The organism is Paraclostridium sp., assembly GCF_051657365.1.
Taxonomy (GTDB): Bacteria; Bacillota; Clostridia; order Peptostreptococcales; family Peptostreptococcaceae; genus Paraclostridium.
This window is the reverse complement of sequence record NZ_JBOFKN010000010.1, coordinates 31,534-57,755: the sequence shown is the minus strand read 5'-3', so window position 1 is coordinate 57,755 and position 26,222 is coordinate 31,534. Positions and strand designations below refer to the sequence as shown.

The 26,222-nt window shown below is 30.7% G+C and carries 19 protein-coding genes and 1 rRNA gene; 10 read left to right on the top strand and 10 right to left on the bottom strand.

Features of this window, described 5'->3' with window-relative positions:
- The first annotated feature begins 8 nt into the window (after positions 1-8).
- The 4 genes from rrf to uvrA all read left to right on the top strand — a co-directional run bounded on the left by rrf (position 9) and on the right by uvrA (position 5,992).
- Positions 9-125: ribosomal RNA gene (gene rrf, locus ACRCYC_RS00505) — 5S ribosomal RNA — on the top strand.
- 358 nt (positions 126-483) lie between these two features.
- Positions 484-900: an acyl-CoA thioesterase gene (locus ACRCYC_RS00500; RefSeq protein WP_438617237.1), complete on the top strand. Its 417-nt coding sequence runs from the start codon at positions 484-486 to the stop codon at positions 898-900.
- Between the two features lie 240 nt (positions 901-1,140).
- The gene (gene uvrB, locus ACRCYC_RS00495) at positions 1,141-3,108 is read left to right on the top strand and encodes an excinuclease ABC subunit UvrB (protein ID WP_438617236.1); all 1,968 of its coding nucleotides are present in this window, start codon (positions 1,141-1,143) and stop codon (positions 3,106-3,108) included.
- Positions 3,109-3,163: 55 nt separating this feature from the next.
- Positions 3,164-5,992: an excinuclease ABC subunit UvrA gene (uvrA, locus tag ACRCYC_RS00490; protein WP_438617235.1), complete on the top strand. Its 2,829-nt coding sequence runs from the start codon at positions 3,164-3,166 to the stop codon at positions 5,990-5,992.
- A gap of 53 nt (positions 5,993-6,045) precedes the next feature.
- Here uvrA and ACRCYC_RS00485 read toward each other — a convergent pair whose 3' ends face one another.
- The 5 genes from ACRCYC_RS00485 to ACRCYC_RS00465 all read right to left on the bottom strand — a co-directional run bounded on the left by ACRCYC_RS00485 (position 6,046) and on the right by ACRCYC_RS00465 (position 10,538).
- Positions 6,046-6,999, bottom strand: coding sequence for an ABC transporter ATP-binding protein (locus tag ACRCYC_RS00485; protein WP_438617234.1), 954 nt, complete (start codon positions 6,997-6,999; stop codon positions 6,046-6,048).
- Positions 6,992-8,023 carry an ABC transporter ATP-binding protein gene (locus ACRCYC_RS00480; RefSeq protein ID WP_438617233.1) on the bottom strand — a complete coding sequence of 344 codons (1,032 nt, stop codon included), beginning with the start codon at positions 8,021-8,023 and terminating at the stop codon, positions 6,992-6,994. Before ACRCYC_RS00480 ends, ACRCYC_RS00485 begins: the two co-directional genes overlap by 8 nt.
- A gap of 20 nt (positions 8,024-8,043) precedes the next feature.
- Positions 8,044-9,105 (bottom strand): oligopeptide ABC transporter permease, encoded by a 1,062-nt coding sequence (opp3C, locus tag ACRCYC_RS00475; RefSeq protein WP_438617232.1) that lies wholly within the window; start codon positions 9,103-9,105, stop codon positions 8,044-8,046.
- Complete coding sequence (locus tag ACRCYC_RS00470) at positions 9,105-10,049, bottom strand: ABC transporter permease (RefSeq protein WP_438617231.1); 945 nt, start codon at positions 10,047-10,049, stop codon at positions 9,105-9,107. The genes opp3C and ACRCYC_RS00470 overlap by 1 nt, the downstream gene beginning before the upstream one ends.
- A gap of 132 nt (positions 10,050-10,181) precedes the next feature.
- Positions 10,182-10,538, bottom strand: coding sequence for a DUF3899 domain-containing protein (locus ACRCYC_RS00465; RefSeq protein ID WP_438617230.1), 357 nt, complete (start codon positions 10,536-10,538; stop codon positions 10,182-10,184).
- A 311-nt stretch (positions 10,539-10,849) separates the two neighbouring features.
- Between ACRCYC_RS00465 and ACRCYC_RS00460 the strand changes: the two genes are divergently transcribed.
- The 4 genes from ACRCYC_RS00460 to hprK all read left to right on the top strand — a co-directional run bounded on the left by ACRCYC_RS00460 (position 10,850) and on the right by hprK (position 17,287).
- On the top strand, positions 10,850-12,529 hold the full coding sequence (locus ACRCYC_RS00460; protein WP_438617229.1) for an ABC transporter substrate-binding protein: 1,680 nt from the start codon (positions 10,850-10,852) through the stop codon (positions 12,527-12,529).
- 220 nt (positions 12,530-12,749) lie between these two features.
- Positions 12,750-14,414 carry an ABC transporter substrate-binding protein gene (locus ACRCYC_RS00455; RefSeq protein WP_438617228.1) on the top strand — a complete coding sequence of 555 codons (1,665 nt, stop codon included), beginning with the start codon at positions 12,750-12,752 and terminating at the stop codon, positions 14,412-14,414.
- Positions 14,415-14,523: 109 nt separating this feature from the next.
- On the top strand, positions 14,524-16,338 hold the full coding sequence (gene uvrC, locus ACRCYC_RS00450) for an excinuclease ABC subunit UvrC (protein ID WP_438617226.1): 1,815 nt from the start codon (positions 14,524-14,526) through the stop codon (positions 16,336-16,338).
- Positions 16,339-16,342: 4 nt separating this feature from the next.
- Complete coding sequence (hprK, locus tag ACRCYC_RS00445) at positions 16,343-17,287, top strand: HPr(Ser) kinase/phosphatase (protein WP_438617225.1); 945 nt, start codon at positions 16,343-16,345, stop codon at positions 17,285-17,287.
- 34 nt (positions 17,288-17,321) lie between these two features.
- On the opposite strand, the gene ACRCYC_RS00440 is transcribed toward hprK, so the two are convergent.
- The 5 genes from ACRCYC_RS00440 to ACRCYC_RS00420 all read right to left on the bottom strand — a co-directional run bounded on the left by ACRCYC_RS00440 (position 17,322) and on the right by ACRCYC_RS00420 (position 24,122).
- Positions 17,322-19,094 carry an NADH-dependent [FeFe] hydrogenase, group A6 gene (locus ACRCYC_RS00440; RefSeq protein ID WP_438617224.1) on the bottom strand — a complete coding sequence of 591 codons (1,773 nt, stop codon included), beginning with the start codon at positions 19,092-19,094 and terminating at the stop codon, positions 17,322-17,324.
- 13 nt (positions 19,095-19,107) lie between these two features.
- Positions 19,108-20,982 (bottom strand): NADH-ubiquinone oxidoreductase-F iron-sulfur binding region domain-containing protein, encoded by a 1,875-nt coding sequence (locus ACRCYC_RS00435; RefSeq protein ID WP_438617223.1) that lies wholly within the window; start codon positions 20,980-20,982, stop codon positions 19,108-19,110.
- 20 nt (positions 20,983-21,002) lie between these two features.
- Positions 21,003-21,500, bottom strand: a complete 498-nt coding sequence (locus ACRCYC_RS00430; protein ID WP_438617222.1) for an NADH-quinone oxidoreductase subunit NuoE family protein — start codon at positions 21,498-21,500, stop codon at positions 21,003-21,005.
- A 201-nt stretch (positions 21,501-21,701) separates the two neighbouring features.
- Positions 21,702-23,120 (bottom strand): cardiolipin synthase, encoded by a 1,419-nt coding sequence (gene cls, locus ACRCYC_RS00425; RefSeq protein ID WP_438617239.1) that lies wholly within the window; start codon positions 23,118-23,120, stop codon positions 21,702-21,704.
- A 159-nt stretch (positions 23,121-23,279) separates the two neighbouring features.
- Positions 23,280-24,122: a formate/nitrite transporter family protein gene (locus tag ACRCYC_RS00420; RefSeq protein ID WP_438617221.1), complete on the bottom strand. Its 843-nt coding sequence runs from the start codon at positions 24,120-24,122 to the stop codon at positions 23,280-23,282.
- Positions 24,123-24,359: 237 nt separating this feature from the next.
- On the opposite strand from ACRCYC_RS00420, the gene ACRCYC_RS00415 reads away from it, so the two are divergent.
- Both ACRCYC_RS00415 and murB read left to right on the top strand, forming a co-directional pair.
- Positions 24,360-25,121: a formate/nitrite transporter family protein gene (locus tag ACRCYC_RS00415; RefSeq protein ID WP_438617220.1), complete on the top strand. Its 762-nt coding sequence runs from the start codon at positions 24,360-24,362 to the stop codon at positions 25,119-25,121.
- 183 nt (positions 25,122-25,304) lie between these two features.
- A complete protein-coding gene (gene murB / locus ACRCYC_RS00410; RefSeq protein ID WP_438617219.1) occupies positions 25,305-26,219 on the top strand; it encodes a UDP-N-acetylmuramate dehydrogenase in 915 nt (304 codons plus the stop codon).
- Positions 26,220-26,222: the final 3 nt, after the last annotated feature.

The window sequence follows — 26,222 nt, the reverse complement described above, 5'->3', positions numbered from 1 at the left end:
AAAGATTATGCGGTTGTTATAGCAAAGAGGATACACCTGTTCCCATTCCGAACACAGAAGTTAAGCTCTTTAGCGCCGATGGTACTTGGTGGGAAGCTGCCTGGGAGAGTAGGACGTAGCCGCGTAATCTTTTTTTGTTTTACATAGGGGCGGTGATGAGTTATATTTGCGTTTGAAGTCATAAAGCTGAGTAGATGTTTTAAATGACTTCTGCACTGCAAATATAACTCTCACTTAGTTCTGTAAAACTAATAAAAATATTACACGGGAAGTAATAAAAAATAAATTATAAAAAAATTTATAAAAAGTAGTATATAAATCTAAAAATGGGACATTATATAAGTATAAATAAATACTCAATCTCCCCCATTAAAAGGTCTCTATCCCCCATAGAGGCTTTATTTTTTTTATTTATAAATAAATGTTGTGTATGAAGCTTTTTATGTATAACATTTACTATATAACCTATTAGGAGGTATTTATATGAAATATTACGATACATATAGACTTGTAAAAAGTGAAGATTTAAATCATCATGGAACCTTATTTGCAGGAAGAATGAGTGAATGGTTTGTTGAAAGCTGTTTTATAACTGTTGCAAATGAGTATAAGCATCCTGAAAATTTAGTTTGCTTGAAAGTTCATGAAGTTAAATTTACTAAACCTATAAGAAAAGGTGATATTATAAATATAAAATCAAAAATTATATATGCTGGGAAAACAAGTTTAACTGTTTATGGTAAAGTTATTAGAGATGATAGCATAGTTGTTGAAGGGTTTTTAACTTTTGTTTGTGTGGACTTAGATGGAGTTAAAATGCCTCATAATTTAGTTATTGATGAACCTTCTACACAAGAGGATGTAGAGCTTTTAGATAAAGTTAAAAATTTAAGAAAATAATTGATTAAAATTGATTAAAGAGAGCTATCTAGGAAGTAGATAAGCTCTTTTTTATTGGAAAATATTTAATATATTACGATTAGAAATGAAAACTATAGGATATTTTAGCATATTTTAAAATAAAAATATTTAAAATATGCTAAATAAGAGAATATTAATATAGAGTGATGAAAATTATAAAAGCTATGATATAATTAAGATAGTATATTGTGAACTAATGTTCGGTTAGGAGTGGATATTGTGGAATTTGAAATTCAATCGGAGTATAAGCCAACAGGGGATCAACCTGAGGCTATAAACAAAATTGTTAATGCTATAGATAATAATGAAAGATTTAGTACACTATTAGGAGTTACAGGGTCAGGGAAGACATTTACTATGGCTAATATTATACAACAAGTAAAAAAACCTACATTAATAATAGCACATAATAAAACATTGGCAGCTCAGCTTTATGAAGAGTTTAAAGCATTTTTCCCTGAAAATTCAGTTGAATATTTTGTAAGTTACTATGATTATTATCAGCCAGAGGCTTATGTAGCTCATAGTGATACCTATATAGAAAAAGATGCTAGTATAAATGACGAGATAGATAAATTACGACATTCAGCGACTGCTGCTATATTAGAAAGAAGAGATTGTATAATCATATCTTCTGTATCGTGTATATATGGTTTAGGGGACCCGGAAGATTATAAGGAACTTATGGTATCTTTAAGACCTGGAATGGAAAGAGATAGAGATGAAATTATAAAAAGATTAATAGATATACAGTATGAAAGAAATGATGTTAACTTTACTCGAGGAACATTCAGAGTTAGAGGTGATATTTTAGAAATTTTCCCAGCTAATACAGATGAAAGAGCTATTAGAATAGAATTTTTTGGGGATGAAATAGATAGAATAACAGAAATAGATTATTTAACAGGTAAAATAGTTGGACTTAGGAATCACATAGTTATATTCCCTGCATCTCACTATGTTACGACACCAGAAAGAATAGAAAAAGCTATTGTAGATATACAAGATGAGTTGAAAGATAGAATAGATTATTTCAAAGAGAATGAAAAGCTTATAGAGGCACAAAGAATTGATCAGAGAACTAGATATGATATAGAGATGTTAAAAGAAATAGGTTTTTGTCAGGGAATTGAGAACTACTCTAGACATATAACAGGGAGAAAACCTGGAGATAAGCCATATACACTTATGGACTTCTTTCCGGATGACTATTTAATAATAATAGATGAATCTCATGTAACAGTTCCTCAAATTAGAGGGATGTATGCTGGAGATAGGTCAAGAAAAACTTCTCTTATAGATAATGGGTTTAGATTACCTTCAGCTTATGATAATAGACCTTTGAATTTTAATGAATTTGAACAAAATATAAATCAAATATTATTTGTAACGGCAACTCCAGGGCCTTATGAAATTGAGCATTCTACTACTATAGCTGAACAGATAATAAGACCTACTGGATTATTAGATCCGATTATAGAAGTTAGACCTATAAACAATCAAATAGATGATTTAGTTGGAGAAATAAATGGTATTGTAGACAAAGGTGAAAGAGTACTTATAACAACATTGACTAAGAAAATGAGTGAAGACTTAACTAATTATCTTAAAGAGATAGGTATAAAAGTTAAGTATTTACATTCTGATATTGATACTTTAGAAAGAATAGAAATAATTAGAGATTTGAGATTAGGTAAGGTTGATGTATTAGTGGGTATAAACTTGTTAAGAGAAGGCCTAGATATTCCAGAAGTTTCATTAGTTGCTATTTTAGATGCAGATAAAGAAGGATTTTTAAGATCTGAAACATCACTTATACAGACTATAGGTAGAGCTGCTAGAAATGAGCATGGTAGAGTTATAATGTATGCAGATAAAATAACTAGATCTATGCAAAGTGCAATAGATGAAACAAAGAGAAGAAGAGAAATACAAACGCACTATAACCAAGAACATGATATAATTCCTCAGACTATTAAAAAAGGAATAAGAAAAGGAATTGAAGCTACTGTAGTTGCTGATGAAGAAGTTGTATATGGTCAGATAAATGAAAATGATGAAGATAGTATTAGAGAGTCTATAGACAATCTTCAAGCTGAGATGATGGAAGCTGCACAAAACCTTCAATTTGAAAGAGCTGCTCAATTAAGAGATAAGATAAAGGAATTAGAAGAAAAGTTAAAATAAGAAACTATATAATAAGCATAAATGATTAAAAATGTATTATGAAAGGATTAAAATTATGAATGATAAAATTATAATAAAAGGAGCTAAAGAGCATAATTTAAAAAATGTTGATTTAACTTTACCAAGAGATAAGTTTATAGTTTTTACAGGTCTTTCTGGATCAGGGAAATCATCTTTAGCATTTGATACTATATACGCAGAAGGACAACGAAGATACGTAGAAAGTTTATCTGCATATGCAAGACAGTTTTTAGGACAGATGGAGAAGCCTAATGTTGAATATATAGAAGGTCTATCTCCCGCTATATCTATAGATCAAAAGACAACATCAAAAAATCCACGTTCAACAGTGGGTACAGTAACTGAAATATATGATTATTTAAGATTATTATTTGCTAGAGTTGGAGAAGTACATTGTGCAACTTGTGGGAAAAAAATAAGCCAAATGACGATACAAGAGATAGTTGATAAAATGATGGATTTTCCAGAAAGAACTAAGTTGCAGATATTATCTCCTGTAGTTAGAGGTCAAAAGGGAACGCATAAAAAAGTTATAGAGAATATAAAAAAAGAAGGTTTTGTAAGAATAAGAGTGGATGGAAGTAATTATGAAGTTACTGATGAAATTGAAATAAATAAAAATCAAAAACATAATATAGAAGTTGTAGTTGATAGAATCGTAATGAAAGAAGGTATAGAAACTAGACTGGCAGATTCTATAGAAACGGCAGTAAAATTATCTGACGGACTTGTTATAGCTCAAATTATAGAAGGCGATGAAATTCTCTATTCAACTAAATTTGCTTGCCCAGAGCATGGCATAGGTATAGAAGAACTATCACCTAGAATGTTTTCTTTTAATAGTCCATTTGGGGCTTGTGATACATGTAATGGACTAGGCGAAAGTAAAGAAGTAGATCCAGATCTTGTAGTTCCTAATAAAGAGCTTTCTATAAAGCAAGGTGCTATAGCAGCGTGGGGATCAGTAGGAACTAACGATGATACTTATTATAGTAAAATGGTAAAAAGTTTAGCTGATAAATTTAAAGTAGATTTATCTACACCATTTAAAGATTTACCAGAAGATTTTGTACAAGAGTTACTTTATGGACATGATAACGTAATGGTTGAATTTGTTTATGAATCTAAATATGGTGGAAATAGATTATATAAAGCTCCTTTTGAAGGGGTTATAGTAAATCTAGAAAGACGATATAAAGAAACAAATTCAGAGCACTCAAGAGAAAAAATAGAGGAGTTTATGGGTGAGAGACCTTGCCCAAGATGCAAAGGTAATAGATTAAGAAAAGAAGTACTTTCTGTATTAGTAGATAATAAAAATATAATGGAAGTAACGGATTACTCAGTTAATGAACTTATAGATTATATTGAAAATATAAACTTAACAGAAAAACAAAAGTTCATAGCACATGAAATACTAAAAGAAATAAAAGGTAGAGCATCATTTTTAAGAGATGTTGGATTAGATTATTTAACATTATCGAGAAAAGCAGGAACTTTATCAGGAGGAGAAGCTCAACGTATTAGATTAGCTACTCAAATAGGATCTGCGCTAGTAGGAGTTTTATATGTATTAGATGAGCCGAGTATAGGATTACATCAAAGAGATAATGATAGATTAATTAAAACTTTAAGACATTTAACTGATATAGGAAATACTCTTATAGTAGTAGAACATGATGAAGATACTATGAGAGAAGCTGATTATATTGTAGATATAGGACCTGGAGCAGGAGTTCATGGTGGAGAAATTGTGGCAGAAGGTGTGTTAGATGAGATACTTAGAAACTCTAATTCACTAACAGGACAGTATTTAAGTGGCAAAAAAACTATAAAAATACCAGAAGTTACAAGAGAAGGTAATGGAAATATTATAGAAATAGTAAAAGCTACTGAAAATAACCTAAAAAATATAAATGTTAAAATACCATTAGGCAAATTTACATGTATAACAGGAGTATCTGGGTCTGGAAAAAGTACATTAATAAATGATATTTTATATAAAGGAATAGCTACAAAGATAAATAGATTAAGAGAAAGACCAGGTAAACATAAAGAGATTAAAGGGATAGAAAATATAGATAAGATAATAAATATAGATCAAAGCCCTATAGGAAGAACACCTCGCTCAAATCCTGCTACGTATACAGGCGTGTTTGATTTAATAAGAGATTTATTTGCATCTACAAATGAAGCTAAATCTAGAGGTTATCAAAAGGGAAGATTTAGTTTTAATGTTAAAGGTGGTAGATGTGAAGCTTGTAAGGGAGACGGTATAATAAAAATAGAAATGCACTTCCTTCCAGATGTTTATGTTCCTTGTGAAATATGCAAGGGAGAAAGATATAATAGAGAAACTCTACAAGTTAAGTATAAAGATAAAACTATTGCAGATGTTTTAGATATGAATGTTGAAGAAGCTTTTAATTTCTTTGAAAATATACCAACAATAAGAAGAAAACTAGAAACTCTTATGGATGTAGGTCTTTCATATATAAAATTAGGACAACCATCAACTCAGTTATCAGGAGGAGAAGCTCAAAGGGTAAAACTTGCTACAGAATTAAGCAAAAGAGCAACAGGAAAGACTTTATATATATTAGATGAACCTACTACAGGACTTCATGTGGCTGATGTAGATAAACTAATAGATGTTTTACAAAAATTAGCTGATACAGGAAATACTATAGTTGTAATAGAGCATAATTTAGATGTGATAAAAACATGTGATTATATAATAGATCTTGGACCAGAAGGAGGAGATAAAGGTGGTAAAATAGTTGCTACCGGGACTCCTAAAGAAGTATCTAAAGTAGCTGGTTCATATACTGGATTATTCTTAAAAAAATACTTTGAAAGATAAAATGAACTACAAAAATGAGGATGTATTTACATCCTCATTTTTATTTAGCATTATTAATTTGTAGCTTCTCTTTGAGCTAACTCCTTTTCATACTCAGCAAACTCAGGCTCTGAACCATATATAAAGTGGTCGGGTCTAATTTCTAACCACTTAGCAGGATGCTTAGAGTAATCATGAATACTAGGATCGTATTTTATACGAACTCTATGTCTTTCATGTTCTGGATCAGGAAGCGGTATAGCTGATAATAGTGATTTTGTATATGGATGAAGAGGATTAGCATATAATTCTTCAGAAGTTGTTAATTCAACCAACTTACCGTGATGCATAACCCCTATACGATCACTTATATATTTAACCATTGAAAGGTCATGTGCTATAAATAAATATGTTAATCCTTTTTCCTTTTGTAATTTTCTAAGTAAGTTTACAACTTGAGCTTGGATAGAAACGTCAAGTGCAGATATTGGCTCATCTGCAATTATAAACTTAGGTTGTATAGCTAATGAACGAGCTATACCTATACGTTGTCTTTGTCCACCAGAAAATTCGTGAGGATATCTTCCTGCATGTTGCTCATTAAGACCAACGGTTCTTAAAAGTTCATATACAGTTTGAGTTCTTTCTTCTTTAGTTTTACATAAACCATGTATATCAAGTCCTTCAGCTATTATATCCATAACCGTCATACGAGGATTAAGACAAGCCATAGGATCCTGGAAAATCATTTGCATATTTTTATTTACAAAAGCTTTAACATCTTTGTCTAATTTATGATTTGATATGTTTTTGCCATCAAATATTATTTCTCCTTCAGTTGGATCATACAATCTTATAATAGTTCTACCAGTAGTAGATTTACCAGAACCAGATTCACCAACAAGACCAAAAGTTTCTCCTTCATAAATATGGAAAGTTACATCATCAACAGCCTTAACAACACTTTTCTTATCGATAGGGAAGTATTGCTTAAGATTTTTAACTTCTAATAATTTTTTCTTACTCATTTGAAGACACCTTCTTTCTTCCTATGCTGGCAGGTCTTTCTACTTTAGGTGCTGATGGATGAAGTAGCCATGTAGCAGCAGTGTGAGTATCACTAACTTTAAACATAGGAGGTTCTGCGATAAAATCTATTTTAAGTGCATTTGTATTACGTAGTGCAAATGCATCTCCAGGTGGTGGATTCATTAAGTCTGGAGGAGTACCGGGTATATTATATAAATCATTTTGGCCTACATCTAAACTAGGCATAGAAGCTAACAAGCCCCAAGTATATGGATGCTGAGGGTCATAGAAAACATCATCAGATGTACCTACTTCTATTATTTTACCAGCATACATAACTGCAACTCTATCTGCCATATTAGCAACAACCCCGAGGTCATGAGTTATGAATATAACAGCAACTCCAGTTTTTCTTTGTAAATCTTTTATAAGTTCTAGTATTTGAGCCTGTATAGTAACATCAAGAGCAGTAGTAGGTTCATCAGCTATAAGAACCTTAGGGTTACAAGCAAGTGCGATAGCTATAACTATACGCTGACGCATACCACCTGAAAATTGATGAGGATATTGCTTAGCTCTTTTTTCAGGGAAAGGAATACCAACAAGATCTATAAGTTCGATGGCTTTTTTCATAGCTTCATCTTTAGATAAACCTTGATGTTTGATTATTCCCTCTGAAATTTGTTTTCCTATAGTAGTAGTAGGGTTTAAAGAAGTCATAGGATCTTGGAATATCATAGCGATATCTTTACCTCTTATCGATTCCATTTCCTTCTCGGGTAACTTAGCTAAATTTTTACCGTTGAATAATATTTCTCCTTCTTTGATAATCGCATTTGAAGACATTATTCTCATTATTGTTTTACATGCAACTGACTTACCAGAACCAGACTCACCAACTATAGCAAGAGTTTCACCTTTATGTAAATCAAATGTAACATTTCTTACAGCTTGAACTTCGCCACCAAAAGTTTTGAAGTGAACTTTTAAATTTTTAACCTGTAATAATTTTTCTTTTTCCATAAAATTCATCCCCTTTCTAACTATTGATTACGCATTTTAGGGTCAACTGCATCCCTTAATCCATCTGCAAGTAAATTCAAGCTAAATATTAATAAACAAATTACCAATGATGGTATAAACATCATATAAGGATTTGTTTGTAATTGTTTAAACCCATCGTTTATTAATACTCCTAGTGATGCATATGGAGGTTGTAGTCCTAAACCTATGAAGCTAAGGAATGCCTCGTAGAATATAGCGTTAGGTAATGAGAACATCATCATAACAACTACAGGACCTATTATATTAGGGAATAAATGTTTAATTATTATTTTCTTATCAGAAGATCCTAATGTTCTAGAAGCCAAAACGAACTCTTGATTCTTGATTCTAAGAACATGAGAACGAACTATTCTAGACATTCCGGTCCAAGCTGATATTGCCATTGCAAGAGACATAGATAAAACACCAGGTTCAAACACTAATATAAATAATGTTAATATTACAAGACTAGGTATACCTGTTAATATCTCTATGAAACGTTGCATATACATATCTACTTTGCCACCGTAATAAGCAGAAATACCACCGTAAGTAACACCTATTAATAAATCATAAACAGCAGCTAGTATAGCTATGAATAAAGAAACTCTAGCACCACTCCAAGTACGAGTCCATAAATCACGACCTAGGTCATCTGTTCCAAACCAATAGTTAGTACTATCATCTACTCCTTTTCTTTCATAAACATCAACTTTAGATACTTTGCCATCATAACTTGTTTCATTTTTACTACCATCCATTATTCCTATAGAAGAAACAACTGGAACTCTTGGAGGAAGTTTAGCATGGCTAAGATTTTGTTGGTCATAAGAATACTTATTAAACATTGGTCCAAATATAGTAAGAAAGCATATTACAGATAAAATTATTAAACCTGTAAGAGCACCTTTATTTCTAAATAATCTTTTTCTAGCATCTTGCCAAAACGTTAAACTAGGTCTAGTTATAGCCTCGTGCTGAGTCATATCAGCAGGACTAACTTCGAATAAGTCGGAAGTAAGTTGAACTTCTTTGCCATCAATAATAACTTTATCCATCATTAAGCTTTCCCCCCTGCAACACGTATTCTAGGATCTATAATTCCATAAAGTATATCAACTAATAATATTACACCTATATAAAGTGCACTATAGAATATAGAAACTCCTGATATACAGAATAAGTCATTTGTTGTTATAGATGATACTAATAAATCACCTAATCCAGGAACTGCGAAAACCTTTTCAACAACTAGAGAACCTGTAAGTAAACCAACAGTTAAAGGTCCCAACATAGTAACAACAGGTATTAATGCATTTCTTAAAGCATGCTTTATTATTACTGCTGCTTTCGTTAAACCTTTAGATTTTGCAGTAACTATGTAATCTGCATTTAGAACTTCAACAAGTTCAGTTCTAGTAAAACGAGCGATACTTGCTATTGAGAAAAATGCCAATGCTATAGATGGTAATACTGTCCAAGCATATCTAAAATCAGATCCTATAGGCATTCCCCATGTAACTGGGAAAATTTGGTGTTTTGTTGTTAAATACAATTGAAGAAGTGCTGCTAATACAAATGATGGAACTGAAACTCCTAAGACAGAGATAACAGTAGCAAAATAATCCCAAAAAGTATTCTTTTTAAGTGCGGCTACGATACCTAAAGTTAAACCAACTGTACTTCCTATAACCAGAGCTTGAGCTCCTAGCATAGCAGAAGGTTTTAAACGAGTACTTATTAGGTCCTCAACCTTTTTGTTATCATACTTGAAAGATCTTCCTAAATCCCCTGTAAATACACCTGTCATGTACCTTACATACTGAACTGGAACTGGTGCATCAAGACCATATTGTTTGTTAATCATTTCAACTTGTTGTGCGTTTAACTTTTCATCATTAAATGGGCTTCCAGGTAATAGTCGTACCAAGAAAAATGTAACTGAAATAACAATTAATAATGTCATCAACATAAGCGTAAGACGTTTTAAAATATAGCGACCCATCGCTACACCCCCTTGAATAAAATAGTATTATTTAAAAATAAATTCTGATAAAAAATTAGTACCAGAATTTGAAAACAAGTTAATAAAAAACATTTACATTTATATATAATATTTATGTTACATATAACATTATTAGTACATTAAAAAGCTTAGAAATAAATTGCTCAAAGATATGATTAAACCAGATGATAAAAGTGAATTAGTATTAGCAAATTGATATTTTTTGTTTATATAGTCGTCTATAGTTATATTTCCATCAGATAAAATGCCTCTACTTTTTTGAATTTGATTATTTACTTTGTTGTATGCGTAGATAGTTAAATTAAAGACGCCTTGTTCTGTCACATAAAAAAATACTCCAATTGATAAAAATATCATTCCTATTACAAAAGATGCATTTATAAAAGAAAATCTTTCAAAATTCTTAAATATACAGAATAAAAAACTAAGTACTAAATTTACTGAAATTAATTTATGGAATCTTTTCAACTAAGAATCCCTCCTGTCGTAAATTCAATTTACTAAATTATACAAGTTAGGTTTAATATAATATTAATACGGTTTGTGCTAAAAAACAATCATTTATATAAAAAATTTATAATATTTAAAAAATTTAAATGGAGGATTTTCATATAGAAGGTATAAATATATTAAATAGGGCATGTTTTAAAATATGCATGTGAATATAAAAACATATCAAAAAAATAAAAATTCAAAAAATAATGACATTTATCAAAAACTATCCTATAATTTAAATTAACAAGAAGAATGGTAAAAAAAAGAAATAAGGGGGATATGTTATGGTTTTTAAGAAAAAAATGGCTGTAATGTGTGCAACATCAGCTATAGCTGTAATGGCTTTAGTTGGTTGTAGTAGTACAGGAGGAGATACATCTAGTGGAGGAAGTAGTAGTGGGAAAGGAGAAGGCGATGCATTAAAAGTATTAGCAAATGAAAATGCTAGAGCTGCTATCGCTATGTCTGTAGACAGACAAGCTATGTGTGATACTATATTAAATAATGGAACTATACCAGCATCATATTATGTAGCAGAAAAATTAGCTTATAATGAAGCTGGGAAAGATTATAGAGAAGTAGCTGGACCTATGGGTTATGAACATAATGATGAAGAAGCTGCTAAAACATGGGAAAAAGCTAAAGAAGAAGTTGGATTTGATACAGTTACATTAGAATTATTAACATTTGACTCTGAAAGTAGTAAAAGACAAGCAGAGTTTATGCAAGCAGAGCTACAAGGAGCACTTCCAGGATTAAAGGTAGAGATAAAAACACAACCATTTAAACAAAAGCTAGAGTTAGAAGGAAAAGGGGATTTCCATTTATCATATGCAGGATGGAATCCAGATTATCCAGATCCATTAACATTCTTAGAAACTATGCAAGAAGGAATACAATATGCTACAAATACAAGCTATAAAAATGCAGATTATAATAAACTTATAGAAGAAGCTAAATCTGCAGAGACTCAAGAGGAAAGTTGGGCAAAGTTTGCAGAAGCTGAGAAAATAATGTTAGAAGATGCTTATTTAGTACCGTTAACTCAATCAGGGGTATCTTATTTACAAAAACCATATGTAAGTGGCAGACTTACTCCATCATTTGGGGTTCCAGCAATATATAATTGGGTTGAATTAGGAGAAGGTAAAAAAGATCTTAATATAACAAGTGCTTCAGATATACCTACTTTAGATATAAGTAAAGCAGAAGATACAGTTTCTTCTGAGGTATTGATGAACACTATGGAAGGGTTAGTTAAATTAGATAAAGATGGTAAAATAGCTCCTGGGGTAGCTGAAAAATGGGAAAAATCAGAAGACGGTAAAACTTGGACTTTCAACTTAAGAAAGAATGCTAAGTGGTCAAATGGAGATCCTGTAACAGCTAAGGACTTTGAATATTCATGGAAAAGAACTCTAGATCCAGCAACGGCATCTACATATGGATTTATTATGTATGATATAGTTGGAGCTAAGGATTACAACTTAGGAAAAACTGATAATGCAGATGGTGTTGGAATAAAAGCTGTAGATGATTATACATTAAAAGTTGAACTAGCAAGACCAGTTCACTATTTTGATAGTTTGATGTTCTTTAAATCATTCCTACCTCAAAATCAAAAAGTTGTAGAACAATTTGGTAGTGAATATGGAACTGGTCATGATAAAACTGTATATAATGGGGCATTTACATTAAGTGATTGGAAGATAGAAGACATATTTACAATGAGCAAGAATCCAAGTTACTGGGATGCTAACTCGGTTAAGATAGATAAAGTAAATACTAAGATAGTAAAAGATAATAACGCAGCACTTAACTTATACGAAACATCAGGAATAGATATAGTAGGATTAAGCTCTGAAAATGTTGATAAATATAAAGATTCTCCAGAATTTAAGACAACATTAAAAGCATCTACATACTTCTTCCAAATTAATGGTGGTAAAGGTGAGAGCAAATAATATAAATTAATATAAATAGCAGGTGTATATCTATGTAGTATAGGTGTAAACCTGCTATTTTTCATTTGAATTTATATTATTTAAATGAATTTATTAAAAAATTTGATTTTTATAAAAATATAAATCATTAAGTACAGATTATAGTGCATATAATATAAAAACACATATTGTATATGCATTAGAGTACTTAAAATTAAATTGTTATAAGGGGGAATGATTTATGGTTCTAAAAAAGAAAATGGCTGTAATGAGTGTAACAGCAGCGATGGCTGTAATGACTATGGTTGGATGCACAAGTAACGGATCAAGTTCAGATGGAAGTAATGGTGGAGGGGAAGGAGATCCATATAAAGTTCTTGCAAATAAGAACGCTAGAGCTGCAATATCTATGGCTATAGATAAAAAAACAATGTGTGAAACTATAATAAATAATGGAACTACTCCAGCAGATTATATAGTTGCTGAAGAGTTAGCATTTAATGAAGCAGGAAAAGATTATAGAGAAGTTGCAGGAGAAATGGGATATTCTTACAATAAAGAAGAAGCTACCAAATTATGGGAAAAGGCAAAGGAAGAAGTTGGGTTTGACACAGTTACATTAGAACTCTTATCATTTGACTCTGAAACAGGAAAACGACAGGGAGAATTTATGCAAGCTGAACTTCAAACTGCATTACCAGGATTAAAAGTAGAGGTTAAATCTCAGCCATTTAAACAAAAATTAGAATTGGAAAATAAAGGTGATTTCCATTTATCTCATTCAGGTTGGTCTCCAGATTACCCAGATCCATTAACATTTTTAGAGACTATGCAAACTGGAATACAGTATGGAAAAAATACAGGATATAGCAGCGCTGAATATGATAAACTTATAGAGGAAGCTAAGACGGCTGAGAGTCAAGAAGAAAGTTGGAAAAAGTTTGCAGAGGCAGAAAAATTAATGTTAGAAGATGGATTTTTAGCACCTCTTACTCAGACAGGAGCTTCATATCTACAAAAACCATATGTGAGTGGAAGGCTTACGCCTGCATTTGCAGTTAATAATATATATAATTGGGTTGAACTTGGGGAAGGTAAAAAAGAGTTAAATATTACAGGAGCATCAGATATTCCTACATTAGATCCAAGTAAAGCATCAGATACAGTTTCATCAGAAGTATTGATGAATACTATGGAAGGGCTAACAAAGTTGGATAAAGACGGTAAACTTGCTCCAGGAATTGCAGAAACATGGGAAAAATCAGAAGATGGTAAAACATGGACTTTTAATTTAAGAAAAGATGCTAAATGGACTAATGGAGATGCTGTAACAGCTAAGGATTTTGAATATTCATGGAAGAGAACATTAGATCCAGCAACAGCATCAACTTATGGATTTATTATGTATGATATAGTTGGAGCGAAAGACTTTAACTTAGGAAAGACAGATAATGCAGATGGAGTTGGAATAAAAGCTGTAGATGATTACACACTTCAAGTTGAATTAGTTAGGCCAGTTCACTATTTCGATAGTTTAATGTTCTTTAAATCGTTCTTGCCTCAAAATCAAAAGGTTGTAGAAGAGTTTGGGCAAGAGTATGGAACAGCACATGATAAGATGGTTTATAATGGACCATTTACATTAAGTAATTGGAAGATAGAAGATATATACACAATGAGTAAGAATCCTGGATATTGGGATGCTAGCACAGTTAAGATTGACAAGGTAAATACTAAGATAGTTAAAGATACAAATGCAGCGCTTAATCTATATGAAACAGGAGATATAGATATAGTAGGATTAACATCTGAAAATGTTGATAAATATAAAGATTCTCCAGAGTTTAAGACAAGAAAAGATGCTGGAACATTCTTCTTACAGGTTAATGGTGGAAAGTCAAAATAAATTGTAAATAAATAAAAGAAAAGATACTTTAATAAGTATCTTTTCTTTTATTTATTTAAAGTAAACTAGGGTATAATTTAGATATAAACTTAAAAACAGAGGTGAAACAATGTTTGATATACAAGAGCAATTAAAAAAACTTCCGGCAGAACCTGGGGTTTATTTAATGAAAGATGAAAATGATAAAGTTATATATGTAGGAAAGGCAATATCTCTTAAAAATAGAGTTAGACAGTATTTTCAGTCTTCAAAAAACCATACATCTAAAGTAAAATCGATGGTTAAAAACATATATAAATTTGAATATATAATAACAGATTCAGAATTAGAAGCACTAATATTAGAATGTAGTTTAATAAAACAATATAGACCTAAGTATAATGTTCTTCTTAGAGATGATAAGACATATCCATATATAAAGGTGACAGTAAACGAAGAATATCCAAGAATATTAAAAGTAAGACAAGTCATAAAAGATAAAGCAAAGTATTTTGGACCATACACTAATATAACAGCAGTAAATGATACATTAGAAATAATAAGAAATACTTATCCAATTAGAACTTGCAATATAGATATAGAAAAAGCTATAAAAAACAATGTGAGACCGTGTTTAAATAAGCATATTAAAAAATGTGTAGGGCCATGCACAGGAGATGTTACTAAAGAAGATTATAATAAAATGATAGAAGAAGTAATATTGTTTTTATCTGGAAAAGAAGAAAAACTAGTAGAAATTTTAAAAGAAAAAATGAATGAGTGTGCTATACAATTTAACTTTGAAGAAGCGGCTATTTATAGAGATAAAATTAAGAGCCTAGAAGAGATGATTCAAAAGCAAAAAATAGATTCAGGTACTTCTGATCTAAATCAAGATATTATAGCTATGGCAAGAGCTCATGATGAAGCATGTGTACAAGTATTCTTTATAAGGAATGGAAAGATAGTAGGTAGAGAACATTATATATTAGAAGGTGTAATGGATAGTTCTAGAGAGTCTATATTATCTTCATTTGTTAAACAGTTTTATATGGCCCAGGACTATATACCAAAAGAAATTTTGATAGAGGATGAAGTAGAGGATAGCTTTATATTACAAGAATGGTTATCAGAAAAAAAAGGTCAAAAGGTACTTATTAAAGTTCCTCAAAAAGGAGAAAAGAAAAATCTAGTAGAAATGGTTAGAAAAAATGCAATTGAATATTTAGAAAAATTTTCCAATATGAATAAATTAAAATATCAAAAAAGTATAGGTGCATTAGAAGAATTAAAGAATTTAATTAAATTGGATAAATTGCCTAAAAGAATAGAGTCTTTTGATATTTCAAATATACAAGGTGTAGATTCTATTGGATCTATGGTGGTTTTTACAGATGGGAAAAAAGATAAAAAAGAATATAGAAGATACAAGATAAAGACAGTTATAGGTCCTAATGATTATGATTCTATGGCTGAAATAGTAGAAAGAAGGCTTAAATATGGTGATTTTCCAGATTTAATATTATTAGATGGAGGAAAAGGTCAAGTAAGTTCAGTTAAAAAGGTTTTAAATAAATATAATGTCAATATTCCTCTATGGGGAATGTATAAAGATGATAAACATAGAACAAAGGGATTAATTTCCCAGGAAAAAGAGATAGAACTCGATAAAACTTCTAATTTGTATAGATTTGTAGCTAGCATACAAGAGGAAGTTCACAACTATGCTATTTCATACCATAGAAGCTTGAGAAATAAATCTTTGACAAAATCTATATTAGATGATATACAAGGAATAGGAGAAAAAAGAAAGAAAGCATTGCTATCCCATTTTAAAAATGTAGAAGAAATAAAGGTAGCAACTTTTGAAGAATTAGTAGAAGTCGAAGGAATGAATAAGGCTTCAGCTGAAAATGTATATAACTTTTTTAAAAGGAGTAAATGATAATATGGATAGTGAAAGAAGCGAAAAGTCAGTTTCAATTAGGGAATTAATAAAAGATCTAGACTTAGAAGTAGTTCATATGCCTGATGATGTAGAATATTATGTTCATTATCAAGATATTCATAGACCAGGATTACAATTTGCAGGATATTTTGAACATTTTACTTATGACAGAATCCAAATTGTTGGAAGAACCGAATATACTTACTTTAGCCATATGGATGAAGCTGTAAGAAGAACCGTTTTAGATAAATTCTTTAGTTATGAAGTACCAGCTTTAATAGTATCTAGAGGTCTTACAGTTAAAGAAGATGTTATAGAGATGGCTAAAAAACATAATAGAGTAGTTTTAGCAACAAAAAGAAATACTACTAGATTAATAAATAAATTATCTAATTATCTAGATTCTAAATTATCACCTACAACTACTATACATGGAGTTTTAGTTGACGTATTTGGAGTAGGGGTATTAATAAGAGGTGAAAGTAGTGTTGGTAAATCCGAGACAGCACTAGAACTTGTTCAAAGAGGACATAGATTAATAGCTGATGATGCAGTTGAGATAACTAAAATTGATGAAAATATACTTATGGGACAATCACCAGAAGTACTTAGACATTTTATGGAAATAAGAGGTATAGGAATAATAGATGTTAGAAGTATGTATGGGATAGGTGCGGTTAAAGATTCTAAGGTTATAGATTTAGTAATAAGATTAGAATCTTGGAATGATCGTACGTATTATGATAGACTAGGATTAGATAAAGAATATGAAGAGATATTAGGTATAAATATAGAAAAATTAATAGTTCCGGTCAAGCCGGGAAGAAATACAGCCATGATTTTAGAAGTAGCAGCTATGAACTTTAGACAAAAGAGAATGGGATATGATGCTGCTAAAGAATTTACAAAAAAATTAGCTACATTAATAGATAAAAAACATAATTAAAAAGGTGTGACAAATTTTGTCACACCTTTCATTATTACTCAGTAACTTCGCATAGATCTTTTTCACATTCAAAGAAATTACTTCTATCAAAATAGTGAGTATGAAGATACTTGTGAGCCAAATCGCTGTATGGCTCATTGAAAAATTCATTATATAAAGTATTTACAGAAATATTTTTATGAGACTTACGAATTTCTTTACTTTCATCTATATTATAAAGACCTTTAGCACGTTCTTTTATTTTATTATAATCACCACAATGATAAGGTTGACCTCCACCAGCAACACATCCACCAGGGCATGCCATTATTTCTATAATATGATACTTAGAGTTACCGGCTTCAACTTCATCCATAATTTTTTTAGCATTTCCTAAACTACTAGCAGCACAAACATTGATAATCGTACCTCCTATATTTATGCTAGCCTCCTTTATTCCATCAAGACCACGAACTGATTTAAAGTTAACATTTTCTAATTCTTCACCAGTTACCCATTCGTAAGATGTACGAAGAGCAGCTTCTAAAACGCCTCCAGTAGTACCAAATATATCAGCAGCACCAGTAGATTCACCCATTGGGCTATCAAATGAAGAGTCTTCTAAATTAAGGAAATCTATACCAGATTGCTTAATCATCTTAGCTAGTTCTCGAGTAGTTATAGATATATCAACATCTAAAACTCCATCATTACCAAGTTCATCCCTAGACACTTCGTATTTTTTTGCTATACAAGGCATAACAGAAACTACAGTTATATCTTTAGGAGTTAAATTAATTTTAGAAGAAAAATAGTTTTTAGCTATAGCACCAAACATATTTTGTGGAGATTTACAGCTAGAAGCTAAGTTAAGTGATTTTGGATAATGATGCTCTAAATAGTTTACCCAAGCTGGACAGCAGCTAGTTAATATTGGTAAATTTTTATTTTCTTTTAATCTATGTAAAAATTCAGAAGCTTCTTCTAATATTGTTATATCAGCTCCAAAGTTAGTATCAAACACATATTTAAAACCTAATAATCTAAGTGCAGTAACGATTTTTCCTGTAGTTACTACGCCTGGATTAAGTCCAAATTCTTCTCCTAAAGCCACTCGAACAGCAGGAGCAACCTGAACAACTACAGTTTTTTCCGGGTTATTAAGCTCATCCCACACAGGGCCTATATTATTAACTTCTGTTAAAGCTCCTGTAGGGCACACTGCAACACATTGACCACAGAAAGAACAGTTAGTTTTATCCATATGTTCATTGAAAAATGTAGATACCATTGTTTCGAATCCACGGTTAACTCCAGATAAAACTCCTACTTGTTGTATTTCAGAGCACATTGTTTCACATCTTCTGCAAAGAATGCACTTATCGTGATCTTTTATAAGAGACTTACTTGAATTATCTATACCTAAGTTTGTTTTTACACCTTTATAAGCTATAGTTCTCACGCCTAAGTCTTGAGCAATATTTTGCAATTCACAGTTACCATTTTTTTCACACACAAGACAATCTTGTGGGTGATCTGATAATAAAAGCTCTACTACAGTTTTTCTAGCATTTAACGCACGAGTTGTATTAGTTTGAACCTCCATACCTTCTCGGACATTTGTAGCACATGCTGGAACCAAACCTCTTTTAGTATCTACCATACATACACGACAAGATGCACATTTATTGTGCATATTAATTTCATCCATATGAAGATGACAAAGTGTTGGAATTTTTATATTTAGTTTTTTAGCAGCTTCAAGTATTGTAGTTTCATTCTCAACATATACAGTTCTACCATTTATAGTTAAATTGACTAAACTCATTGATTATCCCCCTTTATTTCTTAATTATTGCATTAAACTTACAGTTATCCATACAAGCTCCACATTTTAGACACTTACTGATGTCGATTTCATGTTTTTGTTTAACACTTCCAGAGATACACCCTGCAGGACAAATTTTAGAACATTTTGTACAACCGATACAATCATCTGTTATGACAAAATTTAATAATGCCTGACATTTTCCAGAAGGACATTTTTTATCAACTACATGAGCTTTATATTCATCATAGAAATAGTTAAGAGTACTTAAAACTGGATTAGGAGCCGATTTTCCTAGTCCGCATAAAGATGTACTTGCTATAGTTTTGGAAAGGTTTTCTAAATCTATTAAGTCTTGTTCAGTACCTTGGCCATCTGTTATTTTTGTTAGTATTTCAAGCAATCTTTTATTACCTATACGGCAAGGTGTACATTTACCACAAGATTCTTCAACTGTAAAACCTAAGAAGAATTTAGCTATATCAACCATGCAATCTGTGTCATCTAAGATAAGCATTCCGCCTGAACCCATCATAGATCCAAGGTCATTTAAATTATCAAAATCTATTGGTGTATCAAGGTAATCTACAGGTATACATCCACCAGATGGTCCCCCTGTTAATACTGCTTTGAATTCTCTATTATCAGGTATTCCTCCACCTATGTTGTAGATTACATCCCTTAATGTTGTACCCATTGGTATTTCAACAAGACCTACATTATTTATTTTACCACCTAGGGCAAAAACTTTAGTTCCTGAAGATTTTTCAGTTCCTATATTTTTATACCATTGACCACCATTATGTATTATAGGTGGAATATTTGCAAAAGTTTCAACATTATTAGAACAAGTAGGAACATCCCAAAGACCTTTTTTAGTTGAGCTATAAGTTTTCATACGAGGTTCACCACGATTACCTTCTATTGAACGCATCAAAGCTGTACCTTCTCCACAAACGAAAGCTCCTGCTCCATATTTAAGTTCTATATTAAAGTTGAATCCAGTACCTAGAATGTTTTCACCAAGCAAGCCTAAATTATTTGCTTGAGCAATTGCTAGTTGAAGTCGTTCTATAGCAAGTGGATATTCAGCTCTTATATATATATATCCAGTATCTGCACCAACAGCATACCCGCAAATAGCCATTGCTTCGAGTACTTTATGAGGATCACCTTCTAGAATAGATCTATCCATAAATGCACCAGGATCACCTTCATCTGCATTACAAACTACATATTTTTGATTTGATTGAGATTTTCTTGTTGCCTCCCATTTTATACCTGTAGGGAAACCTGCACCACCTCTACCTCTAAGACCGGAAATTTTGATTTCTTCTATAACTTGTTCAGGTGTAAGTTCACTTAAACATTTACCAAGCATCAAATATCCGTCATTAGCTAAATAGTCTTCAACTTTTTCGGGATTTATATAACCACAGTTATGAAGGGCTATACGCATTTGCTGTTTATAAAAAGACATATCCTCAGAAGCTTGAACTTTTTTATTTTCAGAAGCTTCAAGGAATAACAATCTATCTACTATTTTTTCTTTAACTAGATGTTCTTGTACTATTTCTCTAGCATCAGAAGCTTGAACCTTAACGTAGAAAACGTTATCCGGATGAACCTTAACAATTGGACCTTGGGCACAAAATCCGAAGCAACCTGTTAATGAAACAGATACGTAATCTTCAAGCCCTGCATTTCTAATTTCTGCTTTCAAACTATCTATAATAGGCATACTATTAGCAGCTCTACATCCAGTATCACCACAAACTAGTAATTCTTTTTTATTATCTTTATTTATGATATTTTTTCTTAAAGATAGATTTGGTTTTAATTCATTAATAATATTTTGCAATTCATTAAATGATTTTACTTGACTCATATATTCCACCCCTTTTTATATTAACAAGTACTTTCTAGCTGCTGATATTCACCTAGAATATCTTTTACTTGATCAACTGTAACTTGGCCATAAACTTTGCCGTTTACCACAACTACTGGAGCTAATCCACAAGCTCCAACGCATCTTAAACCTTCAAGTGAAAATTTAAGGTCGGAAGTTGTTTCCCCTGATTTTATACCTAAATGTTTTTCGAACTCAGCAAGAATTTTATCTGCACCTTTGACGAAGCATACAGTTCCTAGACAGACACTAATTTTGTATTCACCTTTTTGTTCTGTTGTAAAGTAAGAATAAAAGCTTACAACTCCGTATACTTTGGCTGGTGATAAATCCAATTTTTTAGCGATATGAAGTTGGACTTCCTTTGGTAAGTACCCAATTAAACCTTGAGCATGATGTAGAACTTGAATTAGAGCACCTTTTTTAGTTGGTAGAGCATCTATAAATACATCTAACTCTTCAAATAATTTGTTATTGCATTGAGAACAACTACACATATAGAACCTCCTTGTACAAAATCTAAAATTTTATATCTTAGACTATTATATTTGATATCATATACATATTATAACTCAAATATTTTAAATATCTTTATTAATTTCCTAAATTTTCAAAAAATAAAAAATTAACATATGTTATTAAAGTGAAAATGCAAAAACGCCTTAAATAATATGATTATTTAAGGCGTTTTTCGATTTTTATAAAACTGGTGATAAAAGTCTTGAAATAGATTCTTTAAATTTAATTAATTGAGATCTGTTATCATATATTTCTTGAGTAACTTGCGTACATTTTTCAATATCAGATTCAAAAATATGCTTTTGTTTAATTGCTATATCAGAAGAATACATAAATGCATTTACTTCAAAGTTTAACTCAAAACTACGTATATCCATATTTGCTGTTCCTATTGAACAAATTGAATCATCCATGACAACTGTCTTAGAATGTAGGAATGCATTTTTGTCATAAGTATATATTTTAGCTCCAAATTTTAGAAGTTCTCCAGCATAAGAATAAGTAGCCCAATAAACAAACGGATGGTCTGGTTTAGATGGAATCATAATTCTAACATCTACACCTGAAAGTGCTGCTATTTTTAATGCATCTAACAAAGAACTATCTAATATTAGATATGGAGATTGAATATATACGTATTTTTTAGATTTTTGTATCATTTTTAAGTATCCATATTTTATTTCATCTATTTCAGATAAATCAGGTCCACTTGAAACTATTTGCATTCCTAAATTTCCATCATAAGGATGAATATCATCATTTAAATACTTTGTAAAGTCCATATCTTCATGAGTTGTATAGCGCCAATCTAGCATAAATCTAAGATTTAAGTCATTAACAGCAGCTCCGATTATTTTAGTATGAGTATCTCTCCAATATCCAAATTTAGGATCTTTTCCTAAATACTCATCACCCACATTGAACCCACCAACGAATCCAGTTTCACCATCTATTACAACAATTTTACGATGATTTCTGTAATTTAAATTAAAGTTTATTATTTTTAAGAATGAAGGGAAGAATGCACCAACTTTTCCCCCTGAATTTTTGAATCTTTGAATTCCTTTTTTAGAAAATAGTCTACTTCCCACAGTATCATATAGAAGTCTTACTTCTACGCCTTCAGATATTTTTTGGATAAGAATATCTAAAATTTCGTTACCTATTTCATCATCTTTAAATATATAAAATTCTATATTTATATATTTTTTTGCATTTTTCAACTGAGTTTTAAGTTCGTTAAAAAATTCATAACCATCTGTATAAATAGAAACTTTATTATTTGTAGTATATGGAGAGCTATTTAAATTAGCTAAAGCATATATCATATCTCTGTGATTTACTACATTAGGTTCAAATTTCTCAGAGTATTGTAAAAAGTCACTAGAATCTAACATTCTATTTTTTAATCTTTTATCTTCATCTTTCTTTAATTTGAACATATTATACTTATTCATACGTCTACCAAACACGATGTATAAAACGAATCCTACAGCAGGAACTATTGTTAGGATTAATATCCAAGCAACTGTAGAGTCGATACTTCTTCGTTCTCTAAATATAAGGTTTAACATTACTAAAAAGTTTACTATATATATAAAGGTAACTAGAAATTGATATGAAAAAATATTGGATAAAATAGTACTCGCCTCCTATTAAGTTTATTTTTATTAAATAATTACATTAATTATAACAAAAAGGATTGTATTTCTCTATAAAAAAACCCCTTATTTAAAATAAGAGGTTTGAATTTATTATTATTTTTTATCATCACTCATAAATAAGAAGTAATAAGAAGCGGCTATTATCATACCACCTAGTATATTACCTATAGTAACCGGTAAGAAGTTGTGTAAAAATACATTTCCTATATTTAAGTTTGCAACATCAGCTAAAGTCTTATGAGAAGCTTCTAGATACATTGGATTTAATTTAACCATTAATCCAGCTAATAGGTATCCCATGTTAGCAACAACGTGTTCAACTCCTATGCATACGAATACGAATATACCTAACCAACCCATAATTACTTTTCCTGAAACAGATTTAGCTGCATATGAAGCCCATACAGTAGCACAAACTAAAATATTACATACTATACCTGAAGCTACCGCAGCCATAAAGCTTATGTTTGCTTTACCTACAGCAGTTTTTATAATAACACCACCAAATAAACCATTGCTCCAGTCAAATATACCAGATGTAGAAACTAGAAGTACTGCAAAAGCTGCACCTATTAAGTTTCCAATCCAAACTAAAGACCAGTTTTTAACAGTTTGACCCCAAGTAACTTTTTTCTTTAGAGCTGCTAAAGTTATAAGAATATTACTTGTAAATAGATCTCCACCTGCTATTAAAATAAGTACTAATCCAGCAGGGAACATAAGCCCAGCTACCATTTTACCTAATCCATAAGTTGCAGGGTTAGCTAATAAATTATAAGATGCTGCAACAGAACCTAAAGCACCTAAAGCTATATACATTCCTGCTAAAAATGCAGAAATTAAAACTTTTTTTGTTGGAGTAGTTGCTTTTTTAATACCTGCATGCAGTGTATATTCAGCTACTTCAGCAGGTGTAAGCATTTTTTTATCATTCATTCTATAATTCCTCCTGTAAAAATAATAGTAAATTTAAAATTTTCATTTATACATAACCGTAACAATTATACAGTAAAAAATTAACTTTGTATACAAAAACCATCTATAAAATAGTTAAAATTTAAATTATTGATTTAAATTGAGAAAATAGAATATATATAGTTAAAATTTAGTCAATTAATTAAATATAGCTTCATATAATTAACTACAAAGGTAGTATTTATTGGAGGCGATATTATGGATAAAAATTTTTTAACACCTGCAGAGATAGCTAAGGCTACTATAGAATCAGGAATAAAAAAAACTAACTTACCAGCTAAGAAGACTTTATTACTTGGGATTTTGGCTGGAGTATTTATTGGATTAGGTGGATTGGGTAATATTTTAATAAGTCAAACACTAAAGGATCCTGGAATAGCTAAATTTTCAGGCGCTTGTATATTTCCAATTGGGCTTATGCTAGTTATAATGTGTGGAGCAGAATTATTTACGGGAAATAATCTTATGACTCTAGCTGTAATGGATAAAAAAATTGATATTAAGGATGTATTTAAAAATTGGGGAATAGTTTATTGTGCTAATTTTATTGGATCTATTATATTGGTAATTTTTGTTTACTATAGTAATACTTTAGCATCAGATGCAATAATTAAAGCTATTTCAATTGCAGAGAGCAAAGTAGGATTAAGCTTTATAGAAGCTTTTTTAAAAGGGATAATGTGTAATGTAATTGTTGTATTAGCTGTGTGGTTTGCTACAGGTGGTAAGGATGTGGTTTCAAAAATATTTGCCTGTTGGTTTCCTATCATGTTATTTGTTTTATGTGGATTTGAGCATAGTATAGCCAATATGTTTTTCATTCCATTAGGAATGGCTTTAGGTGCGAATATAGGTATATATCAATTGATATTTAATTTATTTTCAGTAACTATTGGAAATATAGTTGGAGGTGCAATATTTATTCCATATATATACTATTATTGTTATATAAAGAAATGAAAATTTAAAAAAATCTATAAATCTAAAAAACGTTGGTAGTTATATCAACGTTTTTTAGATTTATATCAGTGGTTTTGTATATTGTTATTTTGTTTTTTATACATTATTATAGTATATGTATAATTTTAAAATTGATAAATAACTCATAACGTGAATAAATAACATTAATTAGGAGGAAATATAATGGATAAGGAATTTATATATAAAAGTTTATTAAATATATTAGGTAAAGAGGGTATATATATAGATGAGCCCATGAAAAATCACATTTCATTTAAAGTAGGAGGACCTGCTGACTTTTTAGTAAAGCCAAAAGATGAAAATCAAATAAAAGAAGTAATAACATTTTTAAAGAGTAATGACATACCATATATAGTGATTGGGAATGGGTCGAATCTTTTAGTAAAAGATGGAGGAATTAGAGGTGTAGTTATAAAAATTGCTGATAATTTCAATGAATTTACAGTAGAAGATAATACTGTATTTGCACAATCAGGAGCATTACTTTCTTTTATGGGAAAGGCTATATTAAATAAAAGTTTAACAGGATTTGAATTTGCTGCTGGAATACCAGGAACACTGGGTGGAGCTATAGCTATGAATGCAGGAGCTTACGGTGGAGAAATGAAAGATATAGTTAAAATGGTAAAATTAATAGATACAAAAGGTAATATATTTGAATTAAGCAATGAAGATATGGAGTTTGAATATAGAAAGAGTTTAATAAACAAACAAGACTATATAGTTTTATCTGCTGTTATAGGGTTAAAAGAAGGAAATTATGAAGAAATTAAAGAATCTATGAAAGAATTAACTAAAAGCAGAGTTACAAAGCAGCCTTTGAATTTGCCTAGTGCAGGAAGTACATTTAAAAGACCAGTAGGGTATTTTGCAGCAAAGCTAATCGAAGACAGTGGATTAAAGGGCTTAACTTTAGGTGGAGCACAAGTTTCAGATAAACATGCAGGATTTGTAGTTAATATAGGAGATGCTAAAGCTAAAGATATATTAGATTTAATAAATGTAGTAAAAAGCACAGTATACTCTAAATTTGGAGTTATGTTAGAAGAGGAAGTCAAGATATTAGGAGAGGAATAAAAT

Coding starts and splice junctions, on each gene's coding strand:
- ACRCYC_RS00435 (WP_438617223.1), bottom strand. CDS start 20,982: ATGAGTCAAGTAAAATCATTTAATGAATTGCAAAATATTATTAATGAA.
- uvrC (WP_438617226.1), top strand. CDS start 14,524: ATGTTTGATATACAAGAGCAATTAAAAAAACTTCCGGCAGAACCTGGG.
- opp3C (WP_438617232.1), bottom strand. CDS start 9,105: ATGATGGATAAAGTTATTATTGATGGCAAAGAAGTTCAACTTACTTCC.
- ACRCYC_RS00480 (WP_438617233.1), bottom strand. CDS start 8,023: ATGGAAAAAGAAAAATTATTACAGGTTAAAAATTTAAAAGTTCACTTC.
- ACRCYC_RS00430 (WP_438617222.1), bottom strand. CDS start 21,500: ATGTGTAGTTGTTCTCAATGCAATAACAAATTATTTGAAGAGTTAGAT.
- ACRCYC_RS00500 (WP_438617237.1), top strand. CDS start 484: ATGAAATATTACGATACATATAGACTTGTAAAAAGTGAAGATTTAAAT.
- hprK (WP_438617225.1), top strand. CDS start 16,343: ATGGATAGTGAAAGAAGCGAAAAGTCAGTTTCAATTAGGGAATTAATA.
- ACRCYC_RS00470 (WP_438617231.1), bottom strand. CDS start 10,049: ATGGGTCGCTATATTTTAAAACGTCTTACGCTTATGTTGATGACATTA.
- ACRCYC_RS00460 (WP_438617229.1), top strand. CDS start 10,850: ATGGTTTTTAAGAAAAAAATGGCTGTAATGTGTGCAACATCAGCTATA.
- ACRCYC_RS00440 (WP_438617224.1), bottom strand. CDS start 19,094: ATGAGTTTAGTCAATTTAACTATAAATGGTAGAACTGTATATGTTGAG.
- ACRCYC_RS00420 (WP_438617221.1), bottom strand. CDS start 24,122: ATGAATGATAAAAAAATGCTTACACCTGCTGAAGTAGCTGAATATACA.
- ACRCYC_RS00415 (WP_438617220.1), top strand. CDS start 24,360: ATGGATAAAAATTTTTTAACACCTGCAGAGATAGCTAAGGCTACTATA.
- uvrA (WP_438617235.1), top strand. CDS start 3,164: ATGAATGATAAAATTATAATAAAAGGAGCTAAAGAGCATAATTTAAAA.
- ACRCYC_RS00455 (WP_438617228.1), top strand. CDS start 12,750: ATGGTTCTAAAAAAGAAAATGGCTGTAATGAGTGTAACAGCAGCGATG.
- ACRCYC_RS00485 (WP_438617234.1), bottom strand. CDS start 6,999: ATGAGTAAGAAAAAATTATTAGAAGTTAAAAATCTTAAGCAATACTTC.
- murB (WP_438617219.1), top strand. CDS start 25,305: ATGGATAAGGAATTTATATATAAAAGTTTATTAAATATATTAGGTAAA.